This is a genomic window from Neobacillus niacini NBRC 15566 (genome assembly GCF_001591505.1).
In the GTDB taxonomy this organism is placed as follows: Bacteria; Bacillota; Bacilli; order Bacillales; family Cytobacillaceae; genus Neobacillus; species Neobacillus niacini.
In genome coordinates this window covers 23,248-37,045 of the sequence record NZ_BCVA01000052.1, presented here as the reverse complement: position 1 = coordinate 37,045, position 13,798 = coordinate 23,248, and the positions used below count along the sequence as shown (strand labels likewise).

At 35.5% G+C, this 13,798-nt stretch carries 12 protein-coding genes and 1 pseudogene; 2 read left to right on the top strand and 11 right to left on the bottom strand.

Annotated features, from left to right (window positions below; genetic code table 11):
- Positions 1–498: pseudogene (locus BANA01_RS24955) on the top strand (IS110 family transposase); the annotation flags it as partial.
- A 282-nt stretch (positions 499–780) separates the two neighbouring features.
- Positions 781–996 carry a hypothetical protein gene (locus BANA01_RS24950; RefSeq protein ID WP_034674547.1) on the top strand — a complete coding sequence of 72 codons (216 nt, stop codon included), beginning with the start codon at positions 781–783 and terminating at the stop codon, positions 994–996.
- 224 nt (positions 997–1,220) lie between these two features.
- Here BANA01_RS24950 and BANA01_RS30060 read toward each other — a convergent pair whose 3' ends face one another.
- The 11 genes from BANA01_RS30060 to BANA01_RS24900 form a co-directional block, all read right to left on the bottom strand.
- Complete coding sequence (locus BANA01_RS30060; RefSeq protein ID WP_169803745.1) at positions 1,221–1,454, bottom strand: hypothetical protein; 234 nt, start codon at positions 1,452–1,454, stop codon at positions 1,221–1,223.
- Between the two features lie 509 nt (positions 1,455–1,963).
- Positions 1,964–2,281, bottom strand: coding sequence for a hypothetical protein (locus tag BANA01_RS24945; RefSeq protein WP_235847231.1), 318 nt, complete (start codon positions 2,279–2,281; stop codon positions 1,964–1,966).
- Positions 2,282–2,595: 314 nt separating this feature from the next.
- Positions 2,596–3,756, bottom strand: coding sequence for a DUF4179 domain-containing protein (locus tag BANA01_RS24940; protein ID WP_063255134.1), 1,161 nt, complete (start codon positions 3,754–3,756; stop codon positions 2,596–2,598).
- The gene (locus BANA01_RS24935) at positions 3,753–4,319 is read right to left on the bottom strand and encodes a sigma-70 family RNA polymerase sigma factor (RefSeq protein ID WP_063255133.1); all 567 of its coding nucleotides are present in this window, start codon (positions 4,317–4,319) and stop codon (positions 3,753–3,755) included. Before BANA01_RS24935 ends, BANA01_RS24940 begins: the two co-directional genes overlap by 4 nt.
- 665 nt (positions 4,320–4,984) lie before the next feature.
- Positions 4,985–5,893 carry an HD-GYP domain-containing protein gene (locus tag BANA01_RS24930; RefSeq protein ID WP_063255130.1) on the bottom strand — a complete coding sequence of 303 codons (909 nt, stop codon included), beginning with the start codon at positions 5,891–5,893 and terminating at the stop codon, positions 4,985–4,987.
- Between the two features lie 1,323 nt (positions 5,894–7,216).
- On the bottom strand, positions 7,217–7,687 hold the full coding sequence (locus BANA01_RS24925) for a hypothetical protein (protein WP_063255129.1): 471 nt from the start codon (positions 7,685–7,687) through the stop codon (positions 7,217–7,219).
- Position 7,688: 1 nt separating this feature from the next.
- The gene (locus BANA01_RS24920; RefSeq protein ID WP_235847230.1) at positions 7,689–8,204 is read right to left on the bottom strand and encodes a hypothetical protein; all 516 of its coding nucleotides are present in this window, start codon (positions 8,202–8,204) and stop codon (positions 7,689–7,691) included.
- A gap of 547 nt (positions 8,205–8,751) precedes the next feature.
- On the bottom strand, positions 8,752–10,026 hold the full coding sequence (locus BANA01_RS24915; RefSeq protein WP_063255128.1) for an IS110 family RNA-guided transposase: 1,275 nt from the start codon (positions 10,024–10,026) through the stop codon (positions 8,752–8,754).
- Between the two features lie 195 nt (positions 10,027–10,221).
- Complete coding sequence (locus BANA01_RS24910; protein WP_063255137.1) at positions 10,222–10,830, bottom strand: SMI1/KNR4 family protein; 609 nt, start codon at positions 10,828–10,830, stop codon at positions 10,222–10,224.
- A 360-nt stretch (positions 10,831–11,190) separates the two neighbouring features.
- Complete coding sequence (locus tag BANA01_RS24905) at positions 11,191–12,159, bottom strand: hypothetical protein (protein WP_063255126.1); 969 nt, start codon at positions 12,157–12,159, stop codon at positions 11,191–11,193.
- A 630-nt stretch (positions 12,160–12,789) separates the two neighbouring features.
- Positions 12,790–13,788, bottom strand: a complete 999-nt coding sequence (locus tag BANA01_RS24900) for an NADP-dependent oxidoreductase (protein ID WP_063255125.1) — start codon at positions 13,786–13,788, stop codon at positions 12,790–12,792.
- Positions 13,789–13,798 lie beyond the last annotated feature (10 nt).

The following is a 13,798-nucleotide window of genomic DNA, read 5'->3' as shown; positions in this document are numbered from 1 at the left end:
AAAATGATTCTTCAATACAAAGAGCACCTATCAAAGTTGGAGTCGGAGATAGATGCCCTCACTAAAGAAATTGAAGAATATAATATTATCAAATCTATCCCTGGTATCGGAGAAAAAATCGCTGCAACGATTATTTCAGAAATTGGAGAGATAGATCGATTTACTGATCCTAAAAAGCTGGTAGCTTTCGCTGGAGTTGATCCTAGTGTATTCGAATCTGGTAAGTTTACAGCCACAAAAAACCGAATTACAAAATGAGGGTCAAGTAGACTTCGTCACGCCCTTTATATGGCTGTTCGTTGTGCGATTCGTGATTGCCGTAAAAAGAAAACAACGGATGAAATCATCCCTCGCAACAAGAAAATGCGAGAGTTTTACGACAAGAAACGTGGCGAAGGAAAACCCTTTAAAGTAGCTGTAATAGCATGTGTAAATAAGCTCTTACACTGGATATTTGCCCTTTTAAAAAGCAAAACGAATTTCCAAGATATAGCTTAGAACCTAAATTAAACTAAATAGTACAAAACCTTCCAAAAACAGACTAAAGGAAGGTTATTTGGCATGCACATTTTTAGTATAGCATGAGATATTTTAAGTTTTTATTGAAAAATATTGACAAACTATTAGCTGGTTTAGCTCAATAACAAAAAAAGGATCGCCGCAGCAATCCCTGTTCTTGAACTATTGCACCCTATAGTTTAAGTGAGATGTTTCACAATCTCCCTATTTAGGCGAATTTTTTTACAGTATTTTGAAAAGCTAATATTGGAGGTGATTTTTATGGAAAACAAATCGGGTTTATTAAAACGAGCAGATATGCCCACTGAGGGTGGAGATGGTCCAGGCACTGGAGAACATACAAGTGGAGGAGCAACAGGTCATGGTGGTACAAACCCAGGAGATATACATGAACCGATAGAACATGACGGTAGCCCTAACACCTCGGCAACCCCACCAGAGTTCTGGAATAAAAAAAAGGGCAATAAATATTCTTGATACAATAAGGGTTACTTCATCGTGGAGTAACCTTTTTTATCATCAAATCCCCCCCCCCACTCTGTCATCTTAAATATTACTCTTTAATCATAATTCCTTTTGTACTAGTCGAGTAGAAGAGAACCTCTCTACCTTACGGTAGATTGTGTTCTCCCCCCTCCCAGAACCGTGCTTGCGCAATTAACGCACACGGCTCCTCCAAGTTACCATTCACAAAATATAGCTTATCTTCTTGGATCTGATTTGCTATTTCTGCTATCCTTACTAGTCTTGTTTCCATTTATCATTCCTACCTCTGTGTGTAGTAAATGTGCCCCTAGTAACGGTGATAACTGGTAACTAGCCTTTCCTCCATCGGCATTACCCAACTTCATTGGTACTACGCTGCTATCCGACTCCCTAAATCGGCATTTGGCTTCCTTACTTTTTATCGCTTGTACACCATACTCTTCCAACAAGAAAAGACCGATAGGGTCTCCCGAGTTGCCGTATCATATCAATGTGTAACGTGCCAAGGTCTCTGACCCCAGAGAGGTTTCATTCTTCTTGCCATATACGAAGAATGAAATATTGCTTTCTGCTGCAGGTAAAGCCTCAGCCCTCTCGAATTACTAACATTATGGGGCTCAATCCCTTCAACCATTTGGCTTTCGGCCCTCCACCTAACTGTCTACGCTTAAAGACTAAAGTTACCTTTAGCCCTCCAAGACTCGCTACGAGCGAATGGCTAGTTCTTACTCGACGGGAATCCCACCCGCTATATGATACGACCTAGGCTCGGCCGCACACCTGCACCGTTAGGACAAAAAGAAAAGCTGCCACAATGACAGCTCTGTTCTTCCACTCTCGCACCCGTTACATTTACAAGTAACTACAAATGGTTATATTCTAATACTTCTATCTTAAAATCATGGTTGCATTTCTTTTTATTAATTTTAATACTGTCACAAGATGGAGAAATCCTTATTTAAACCAAGTCGTCTATATAGTTATCTCCCTTGTCATTTTTAGGATTTACTCTAATCCTTACGGCAACATCATAAGAATGATTATCGTTATAATCAATATCAACAATTCTTGTCCATTGCCAATCTGTCGAATTATTATTATATTCTTTTAGAACCTTCTTATCTATGGTTGGAAATACAATATCTGAAATAATGTCCTCTGTTGTCATATATAATTCTGGTTCGTATTTTGAAACTTTGGCTGCTTCAACAGTTTGAAAAGGTGTAAAAGTAAATAATATAAATCCTAAAATGATTATGTATTGTTTAACCATCATTATTCACCCCATATTTATATTTACCCCTTAATCTTCCCAATTTGTTCTTCTTTATTAAACTAAACTGCCACTTACTTTAACTACATTCTTTCACATACTACTTTCTGTAGAAGACAGTTCAACGATTTTGTTAAATGCCCAAATATGAATGTCAAATGACCATAGATCACCGTCTATTCTGGTTTTTCTTCAACAAAGTTATCAAATACAATTCTTTATGTTTGCCATTTTTCTTAATAAAAGTTATATGAAATCTGTTTATTAAAGGAAAAAGCGACCCTTCATATCGAAGAATCGCAGTCCCAACTACAATGTTATTTTTCTAAATCAATTATAATGTCTTCTAATGTAAATTCTTCTTTCCCTTTGCCAGGTTTGTACGGAAGTGGAATTTCTCTTACCCCAGTCTTTGTTTCTTCAACTGAAGTATAAGTATCAGAATTGTGATCTCTGAATGTGACATAAGGTGTAATTATCAACTTGGTTGCCCTCTGGTCCAATTTTTCAAATGTTTTACTCCAACTGAAATTAAAAGTGCCCTCGCTGCCTTTTCCTCCATTACCCTCGCCAGAATAGATATTCCCCAAATCATCCTTAATCTCTAAATCAACATTTACTCCGTCCCAAGTGTTTGTTACCAGTTGAGAAACATCTTGACTATAATCAACGATAAAGGACATTGGCGTGACAGATATTTTTTCTATATCGACTTTAACTCCATTTTTTTCCGAACTACTATCACTCAACTGCATTTTGCTATCAACAGCATTTAGACTAAACGCAAATCTCCAATCTCCTTTTATCTCTGAATCACTATCTGGGTTATTAATACTGTCTATATTCCATTTTACGTTAGCAACATCCATTTCTATATCTTCCAGACTGCTAACTGTTAAAATGCCTATATATTTATTTGTATCTATTTTGGTAGTTTTACTCGTTCCTCCCATAGCAGCCATCCCTTGGATAACTGGAGAAGTTATACCTGCATTTCCTAACTCTTGTTCACTTTCAATGGTATAAGTTAATGTAACTGTTTTCCCATCAAATACGGCATTATTAACGGTGAACTTTATACCGTTACTTTCCTTGGTCATATTGATTTCACTGGAGAATTGCTTATACTCATAATAAAGTCCAATATCTTTTTTCTGTGTATCTTTACTATCGTGAGTTTCTTCCTTATCTGCACCAGAAAAACCAGTTGTCCCATAATCGAAAAATCGGAAAATATCTTCAATGACTGGGTTATTTCTAGCATATGCAGGTAAAGTTACAAAGCTTGTGACGGTTAGTCCAACTAAAATGGACGCTGCAGCAATATTTTTTTTCCAAGCTTTCGTTTGATTATTCTTTATGATCGATTTCTTTAAGGCTCTTTTAACCTTAGTTTTTTCTAGGGCACTTACTTCCATTTCCTCAAATTCACTCTCATCTAAGTTTATATCATTCAATAATTGATAAATATCCTTCATACGCCATTCTCTCCTAACTTGAGGTTTGTCACTTGCTTAATGAGCTTCTTTTTTCCTCTGTAAATTCGATTATCAATAGAAGCTTTAGTTAAACCTAGTTTTATTGATATATCCTCTGACTTTAAACCTAAAAAGAACTTCATGATAAAAATATCTCTTTCAACAGGTTCTAACTGATTTATTAACTTTATCAGTTCATTTTTGTCTTCCGTGGAGAGTAATTCTTCTTCTGCAGACTTTTCAACATTAAGAGGCATTTTATCTGAAGTTATTTCTATTTGCTTACTAGCTTTTCTGTAATAATCAATAGCTTTAAATTTAGCAATGGCACAAACCCATTTTTTAAAATCGTTTGGTTCTCCGCTAAATTTCATCGAATTGCTCCAGATCGAAAGGAAAATATCGTTGATACATTCTTCCATGACACCATTGTTATTTAGGGGACTAAGCACTTTATAAGTAATCCCTTTTATTAATGGCAAATATTTATCAACGATATATTCTAGAGCATCTTCTTTTTGTCGTTGTAGTCGATGTATAAAATTTGATTCATTAGACCTCATGTACCGATTCCCCTTATTTTTTGTAAAAGCCTTTACACCTTATATAACGAATTGAAAGTGTTTTTTTCTCGCATTTACAAAAAATCTTTTATTTTAATCTACCATAGTGCAAGAGAAAGCTTATGATTAAAAGAATAGGATTTTACTTTGAAATTTTCATCTTTTTCGTTCCGTATAGAAATTTAGTAGACATTTTGAGATTTTCTTCACTTTTATCTTAAAAAAGGACCGTCAAAATGACGGTCCCTTTGTTGAACTATACTGCACATTAGTTTAAGAAGAAATGTCCTTTTTGCCAACTGTTCTTTATAGCTATCGAGATTCCTATGTGAGACAATGAAGGGCAATACAAAAAAAGCACTCATTATTCTGAGCGCTTTTTTACGTTCTCTTGCATATAGCTTAATTTGTTGTTCTGAGAAATTATTATGCAGCTAAAAACAGTAGTAGCAATTAAGCCAAGTAGTGAAAAGTAAACATGTATAGCAAAATAATTATCGGAGCGCATAGATAATCCTCCCATAAATTGATAGAGGTAGTATTTGATTATTAATTAAAATTATTCTTGACTTTCTTATATTAGGGATACGAACCAAAAAAAGCCACCTATTATGGCTGCTGTTTTCTTCAATTAAATCCATTTAGGGACAAGTCCTCAACAATTTTTATTCTTTATTGAGGGTCTTCAAAAAAGCATTTACAACATCATAATCGTATCGTATACCTATATTTTTTGTAATCTCGCTTATCGCATATTCTCTTGTTCGACCTTCCCTGTATATACGGTTTGAAGTCATTGCGTCATATGAATCTGCTACCGCCATTATCCTTGCCACCAAAGGAATTTCATTACCTTTTAACCCTTTTGGATATCCATTGCCATCGATTCTCTCATGATGGAATAAAATCATATCTAATATTCCATTTTCTCTAAAGAAAGGAATATCTTTTAGAATTTTGAATCCAATTACAGGATGCATTTTTATTTTCTCAAATTCCTCATCTGTTAAACCAGATTGTTTAAATAATATGGATTCTGGAACTCCAATTTTCCCAATATCATGGAGAAGCCCACCAATATAAATATCTTCTTTTTGCTTTTTTGAAAGTCCCATCTCTTCTGCAATCATTAGTGAATATCGCGCTACTTTTTCTGAATGATTAGCTGTATAGGGATCCTTTGAGTCTAATGTATTGGCCAGTACACGAATTAATTGTATAACATTATTTCTTTCTCTTATATTTTTTTTAATTAGTAATGTTGTAGTAAATGATATTAAAAAATATGCACCCCATTGGATTACAAATCCTTGCCATTCCGGAAACCCAACAGGGTTAAAATAAAAATGGGGTAGGGTTATAAGAAAGCTAATAAAAAATTGTTGCGATGTATTCCAGAAAGCGAATCCTGTTAGAATCATTAACAATATATAACCCGAGACAAATGTTCTTTCATAAACAATATTTCCATCAATAAACAAATGAATTGGTAAACAAATGAATAAAATAATACGAAAGTAAATCGACTTACCTAGTAGGTTCTCATAACTACCTACTTTTATTGAAGAAATCACTAACATCCTCCTTGTTTTCAATAATGTACTAAGAAATTATAAACCTAGAATCGGTAAATTCCAACATTAAATACCAAATCAGGATGATGTACCCATTAAACTATAGACGTTTGTTTTTTGAATAAGTTCCATTACATTTAATTCACAATTTATCTAAAAACAAAACGGAAAAGTTGGAGCAGTTGCAGCACTGGTTTTATCATTTGCGCTATTTCTTTGCCTATAAGACCTTCAAAAAGTACATAACTACAAACTCATAAGGATAGACTTACAATCAAGAGCAAGACGGCCACCTTTCTTGAAGTGCCAAACTATAAATGGAGAAAGTCTTGCTCGGTTAATTTGTTATTAACTTTACTTTCGTATATCCTTAATAAGGAGCCAATTCGTACTTTCATGCAGAGTGATTCTGTATAAAGTAATATGATTGACTCTTTTTGTGTATAAAAAATACCATTAATAACATACTAAAAACACTTAGCTCACCCTCTACGAGTTAAGTAAAAAATAAAAAACCTAGTGTGCTATCCATCCCTGCTGCCTTGGGATGGATTCTTCATTTAAGTATGATCTTCAGTTGAAAAAAATTTAAAAAAACCTAGACGATTTTAGATAGTTGTCCGATAATACTTAAGTAGCTTGCTACTCCTAAGCAAGTTGCTAGTATTATTTCACTAGAGCTGTCCATTTTTGGGCAGCTCTTTTATCGTCGGTTATTTTTAATAAAAACTCCAAATTGTCCAGACGCTTATAAACCATATACATACCATATTTATGAAAACATAGTTTTCCTGTTCCCTCCAACTGAGATACCTTTCGAGGTATCTTTTTTGTTTAATATTCAAACCATACTCCGCTCTTACCCAATCATTAAATTCTTACCTGCATAATATTAACGTAGGTAAAAGTCATATAACCTAGCCAACGTGAACCGCACTTGTTGCGTTTTTTTAATTAAAAAAGCACCCATTACATGAGCGCCTTTTTTGCAGCCATTACGACATAAATTTGAAAATAAAAAAGCCGACATAAGGTTGACTCATTTTCTCTTCTACTAAAGCACCCGTTTGTTTAAGTGCATTTATTCACAATCTGCTATCATTAAAGTTTATATTCATGATAGTTGAGTTACATTTTTCAAAATTAACGGATTGATTTTTGTAACTCCTCTACATGCGTTACAATTCATCTTCCAAATCATTCATCATAACAAACTGAAAGCCATGTTGCCCTATCAGTTTGCCCTTGCTTCCCTCATGAGATTTTAGCAAAAACGTATTTTCATCCGCAGTGAAATACTAACCATTTCAAATGTCTACCGTATTATCCGACAGTCGTTTCTCTTTTTCTTTTCAATAGTATTTTCCTTAGAATTATCCCAACAATTACGCCTGGCAACACACATAATATTGGCAGCCATACAGGGCCTATAAAAAATCCGAATAGACGAAAACTACTTGAATAAATACAACCAACCGTAACAGAATAAGCTGAAAAAACAAATGGTAGAAAACTATAACTATCTTTTCTACCACCTGCGTCTTTATATCCAAACCACATAGCAAAGAAGTACATACATGGGTAAAACATCAACCACTGATAATTAGTCTGTGAAATTGCTTTTTCAATATCCCCATGAAAACTCAAAAGAATTATTGTGTTAAAATTCCCTTGAACATTAAACAATATTTCTAAAAAAACAAATAATATTCCTTTTATTAATTTTCCATTTAAAAGTTGACTAAAACCTGGGAGGGCAATGCTCCATAGTAATGCTTCTATACGGTTTTCCAATTTATTTTGCTCCTGTTATTTCGGGTTTGATAATCTCTTCTTGCCATTTGTAGAAACCATAGATGACAACAGACGTGGCAACAAAAAGAATAAAACGTTCCCACTTAGTGATATTAATCAGTTTGTAAATCCCTAATATATCTTGTAACCAATAATGAATAGGAAAAATAGCAAACATGAAATCCAAAATGATGTTTGCAAGAAGATATTTCCAAAACTTTCTATAAGTGAAATAGAAGATCCATATAACAATGACTGGAAAAAGACCAAATACACCTGAAACAAATAATGGCTTTAATACAGGAATTAGTGTCTCCTTTATTTCCCAATGCATTAAATTTTTGGATATCACGTTATAAATGATCATTAAAAATGATGCAAAAATGGCTGCTGGCATATAACGTTTTATTTCTTCTTTCTTTAATAAAAATAATGTAAACCATGGGACAATAAGTATCATCAATAGGACAATTTTGTTTAGCATAGATTTCCCGTCCTTTACGTCCGTTAATACCATTAGTCTCTTCTGGTAATAAACTTCTATACTTATTAATTTTAAGTAACAAATCTCACTGCTTTTAAATTAAATATAAACCCTTTCTAAAATTAAATATCTTATTGCTACACGGTATAAATATATTGTGTGTATTCAACTCCCTCAGTTTGATACAAATATCTCTTGAATGCTCACTTATTCGCAGGATTTCATAACCTCTATAAATAGAATGACGGGTAGTTGGAATAAATTCAGATCATATGGCTTCGTGAAGGCATAGTTAAATAGAGGAGTTAGCTACTACTCCATATTTTCCCATATAATGTACATCTCCACGCCGCCCCTGGAGGCTTTCCCTCCCATGTCTCAACGGGTCAATTGCCCTCTCATTCCTTCGTTACGCCTATCCAAGGGGTGGAGGCCAGTTATGCTAACCTGATGGGTCACAGTGCCCTTTTGTTGAAGAAACCTGGTACTCCGTACATATTTGAAATCCTACGAATAAGACAACATTCAAAATTATTGCTAACTATTTAAAACGATACAATTTATAATTAATGCTTATTTTCTAGGCTGCTATAGGGGCTAATACTTGGACTTTATTAGGACAATAAGACTCGTTTCGTCGAGCTATCCCTACAAAAATCCTTGCTAGTTTTCCGATCAGTTTCATGATTGACCTCATTTTCTTTAGCTTCTTTACCTTCACATTATGGGAGTGGAGGGCTTTAAACTCAGGGTTATTCATCACAAGGCTCATGGTTGCTAAGTAGAGGAAACGTCTTAGTCTCGACCTTCCACGCTTCGAAATAACAATCTGATCTTTCCACTTGCCAGAACTTGCTTCAACTAAATGTAATCCTGCATGACGTAATAGAGAGTTTCCGTGGGAGAATCCACTTAAATCGCCTGACTCACCTAGTATCCCAGCTAATGAAATTTCACTTATTCCTTTAATCGTAAGTAGTTTTTTTGCAAATGGTATTTTATCGAGAACTTCTTTAACTAGTTGTTCAACTCTTTCGAGTTGTTTTTCAGCCAGGTCATATTCTTCTAATAATTGTTCAAGATGGAATTTATAAGCATCAAGTGCTTGTCCAGTTCCAATTGAGGTTTTTGCTAGATTGATCAGTAGTTGGGCTTTTTTAGGTCCTGGTTGTCTTTTCATTAATGACTTCCATCCCCTCTGGACATCTATTGAATCCATTAAAGATATTTCATCTGGAGTTGGAAACAACCGAAGGGTTGCGATGGATCCTTTGCACGAAACATCGTTAAACACCTGTCTCAGCTCTGGAAAGACAACATCCACCCATCGATTTATTTGATTTATGGACATTACCAGACGTTTTACAATCACATCACGTTTAGACATTAGAACTCTAAGTTTCTCAAATGATTCTGAGGATGGACGAATAAAGGAATAGTAGCCGTTTTTGACCATATCTGCGATAACTAGTGCATCTTTTTTATCACTCTTCGATTGCGTATTATCACGATTCTCTTTATTCCTTTTTACTAAGTGGGGGTTGACTGTTACTACCTCAATGTTTTGGTTATTTAACCATTTTGATAGGTTAATCCAGTAATGGCCTGTAGGCTCCATACCTACTATTGCTGCATCTAAATTTTTTAGTCTTTTTAAATCTTGAATCCAGTTCAATAGTTTAACGTAACCCTCTTCATTATTTTCAAATTTAAAAGGATCTCCAACAACTATTCCGCGAAAGTTCACTGCTCTTGCAACGTGTAGATGTTGAGCGATATCTACACCAACAATAAGATGTGTATCGGAAATTCTTTCTATTAGTTGATTTTGTTTGTCTTGCATTTTAAAATTCATAGTAGGGCTTCCTCCTTAAGACTCTGAGTTAGATTGGACTCTATACTCGTATCTTACTGAGGGGCTCTATTTTTTTCAAACCTGATATTTAACAATCTACAGGAATGCTAACCTGCTTCGTTAGCACAACAAGCAAAAAAAGACCGCAGCAGCGTTCTCCCTCTAAAACTCTTGCCCCTGTTAGTATAATAAGGATTATTGTTTTGTATCTCTGAGTTCTACTTTAATATCCTCCAATTTTTCAATTAATTTCTTTGCTTTTCCGTAGGGAAATTCCTCTTCTATTATATACGGTAAATTCTTTGACCCCTTTAGTAAATCGGCTGCTGAAATAGTTAGTCCAAAAACACTTTTTATTTTCAATAAATCCTTCAATCCACCATCAGGAGATTCTATTAAAACTATTTTACAATTGTTAGACCAGCTGCCCTCCTCTTTAATTTTATCTATATTAATTAAGAACCCACTTTTAACCCATATAGTAAAATCTGAAGTAACTAACTCAAAATGTTCAGGAGTCATATCTCCAGAATCACTTATTAAAACCTTCTTTTCTTCTTCCCCTTGAGGCATAATAAAAACTCCTCCGCCGCTATCGTCACCGATAGCAATATAACCAGGTGCATATATCTGTGTCTCCCAATTTTCATTTCTTTCAATGATATCTTGGGTTCCATAAATTAATATGCCTTCCCCAGTAGACAAACCATTTGAAGTTTTTATTATATCTTTGTATGAATTAGGTAGTTTTGTATTCATTTGGTTTTCGACCTTCAAAATTTCATTATCGCTTGCTGAAGGCATTAATACTAAACCATTTATCTTTGGTAATCTCACTAAAAAATCACCTCACTTTCGACCAATTCTAATAACATCTTCTAATCCGACCCGTTTTTGAATTCATATTCAAATAGCATTTTATTCCCTCTCTAAATGACCTATTTTTTTGAACATTATTATAAATTCGCCGTACAAATATTAAAACCCTTGTTGAACTAACCTGCTTCTTTAGTGCAAAAAGAAAAGCTGCCTCAATAGCAGCTTCCGCTTGTAAACTCAAGCACCCGATAGTTGAACTTGAACAAGGGTATTAAGGCCACCAAATTGGGGGCCAATTCATTTAATTTATTTTCTTTTTATAAATATAATTCAATATTAGGAACATTAATTCATTCTAGAACTCCGCATTGCTCTCTGCCGGTCGTGCAGTACCATCAGGATAATTATTCCCATCATCACTCCCAATATGCTACCTAACTCGGTGGCTAGTACATATGCAAACGGGTACTCTATAGTTGGTTGTGCATCGGGGCGAGTGGCGGACAAGCGGTTAAAGAGGTTATAAGAGAACAGCATTCCCGACGAGATCCATGCTGCTGCCATAGGAGGGAAGAACCTTTTCGACCTGCGGCGGGTGGTCAGTACCAATAAACCCCACGCCCCCGCGAAGGCCCACACACCGGTACTCAACGACAATAGATGCCACCATATATCGCGTTTATCCAACATAGCTGGGTTGATACCAATAGTTCCACCAACCGCCCAGAATAGCTTAATCAATCCAAGCAGGATACAGCCAGCCGAGACAAGCCTAGCTAAGGTGATTTGCAGTTTCTGGCTGTTGCCCGAGAGTAATTCAATGTCGATTGGATCAGCAAATGCCTCTGGCCAACGCGCTTTAGCGTATCCAACTAAGGCGAAAGGTAGGCAAATGCCGACTCCAACCAGTGAGACCACTACGAAAATCTGCTCATATACCCAAACGTTGGCAGCTCCTGCCTGCTGATCGCGTATCATAGCAGCAGGACCAAGCACAGGTGCCAGCAACAGCATAGGTATAAGTAAACCAGTACCTACCCAGACGGGCAAGGCAACCACCCAGGCGGGCAGTCGCTCACCCCATGTCATACTAAAGGCCAAAGCTAACAGGATACCAACTGCAGCTAGAACCATTGTTACTGCGTTTGCAGTGCGCCAACTTGGTTCACCCATTTGTTCGGTCGGCATGAAGAGACCGAAAGTCCAGGCGATTTTGATTAACAGATAAGGCATTACCGCTATAGCGGCACCATAGCCCCAAAATCTACGCTTCTTCAGCAATTGTGAAATTGGTAGCTTTTTCATTACTCTCATGAGGTTACCTCGGCCGCTAGACCAGTGAGTTCGTAAATCTCTATCTCTACAATGAACAGAACGTTTCCAATTAAACTCTCATTTTTATTTCTAGTTATAACTATTAATAAACACCCCTTAAGAATTATAATTTAAACTGTTTTAGTTTTAATGAATCATAGGACTTTTCACGAAGATAATCATTTGCCCAATTACTCTCACCATCAATACCCTAAAAACTGCTCTGTCTCTTTAACTTTAACATAATATTCCAACTAAACATCCCTTATTCTAAAAATTTGACAAAAGAAGATCGCTTCATTGACGACCTTTTGTGTCAATTCTTCTTGAACTATCCTGCCCGTTAGCTCAATAAGTTCCACAAAAAAGAGCGTTAATCCTTCTTGGATCAACGCCCCCTATCATTTAAGTGGAAACCTTCACAATCTCTTTTATACTTAAACATAATCATTACAAAAAGACTCCTTCTTATTAAAGAAAAGCGCCCTTTTATTGAAAAACTAACCTCTATATCACCTTAAATACAAAACTCCATGTTAAAAAAAGATAGATTAAAATGTATTTTCTATTTCTACTAAATGATTTTCTCAAGGAGCATTATTCAGCACATTGTTTTGCTTCGTTTCATAACTATTTGATTTTTAATATTATTTTCCCTTTAGCCCTACCAGACTCTGCATATTCCATCGCTTTTTGTGCATTTTCAAAAGGAAAAGATCTATCAATAATAGGTATTATTTTACCAGTCTCAATAAAGTTTGCGATTATACGTAATTGCTCTCCACTTGGCTTCATAAACAAAAACGTATATTGAACATTATGCTTTTTTTCAAGCGCAGTAAGTTTATGACTTGCTGCTGAAAACAACAACGTTTTAAAAAATCCGGAACCATATTCTTTGCCAAAACGAGCATTTGGTAATCCCGAAACAGAAACAATTTTTCCTCCGCTTTTTATCACTTCGAATGATTTTTCGAGTGTCTCGCCCCCAAGAGTATCAAATACGGCATCATAGTTTTTCAGTATCTCTTCAAATTTTTCTGTCTTGTAATTTATAATTTCATCTGCACCAAGAGATTTTACTAAATTCGCACCCGCTTCACTGGCAGTCGTTGCAACAATGGCCCCCATTAATTTGGCCAGTTGAATAGCAAAGGTACCGACACCACCTGCCCCAGCTTGAATCAAAATCTTTTGTCCCTTTTGTAATCGCAAAATGTCTGTTAGAGCTTGATAGGAGGTTAACCCAACCAGTGGGATCGAAGCAGCTTCTTCAAAGCTCAAATTTTTAGGCTTTAAGGCGATGTCATCTTCATGAATAGCGATATATTCAGCAAAAGTACCGATTTTACTCTTACGTGGACGTGCATATATTTCGTCACCAACTTTAAAACGAGTCACTTTTGCGCCAACCTTTGCAACGACTCCAGAAAAGTCATTCCCTAAGATAAGGGGCATTTTATATTTAACCAACAATTTCACTTTCCCATCGCGAATCTTAAAATCAATAGGATTAATACTAGCGGCATGAATTTCTGCGAGTACCTCATATTCACCAATTTCAGGTGTGGGCATTTCTGCCAAACTCATTGGAACTTTCCCATATCTATCAATAACCATTGCTTTCATAGCCTATACC

What these genes read in the sequence shown, in the direction of transcription:
- BANA01_RS24915 (WP_063255128.1), bottom strand. Translation starts at nt 10,026, where the DNA reads ATGAATTTTAAAATGCAAGACAAACAAAATCAACTAATAGAAAGAATT.
- BANA01_RS24900 (WP_063255125.1), bottom strand. Translation starts at nt 13,788, where the DNA reads ATGAAAGCAATGGTTATTGATAGATATGGGAAAGTTCCAATGAGTTTG.
- BANA01_RS24935 (WP_063255133.1), bottom strand. Translation starts at nt 4,319, where the DNA reads ATGAGGTCTAATGAATCAAATTTTATACATCGACTACAACGACAAAAA.
- BANA01_RS24940 (WP_063255134.1), bottom strand. Translation starts at nt 3,756, where the DNA reads ATGAAGGATATTTATCAATTATTGAATGATATAAACTTAGATGAGAGT.
- BANA01_RS24950 (WP_034674547.1), top strand. Translation starts at nt 781, where the DNA reads ATGGAAAACAAATCGGGTTTATTAAAACGAGCAGATATGCCCACTGAG.
- BANA01_RS24910 (WP_063255137.1), bottom strand. Translation starts at nt 10,830, where the DNA reads ATGCCTTCAGCAAGCGATAATGAAATTTTGAAGGTCGAAAACCAAATG.
- BANA01_RS24905 (WP_063255126.1), bottom strand. Translation starts at nt 12,159, where the DNA reads ATGAGAGTAATGAAAAAGCTACCAATTTCACAATTGCTGAAGAAGCGT.
- BANA01_RS24920 (WP_235847230.1), bottom strand. Translation starts at nt 8,204, where the DNA reads ATGGTATTAACGGACGTAAAGGACGGGAAATCTATGCTAAACAAAATT.
- BANA01_RS24945 (WP_235847231.1), bottom strand. Translation starts at nt 2,281, where the DNA reads ATGATGGTTAAACAATACATAATCATTTTAGGATTTATATTATTTACT.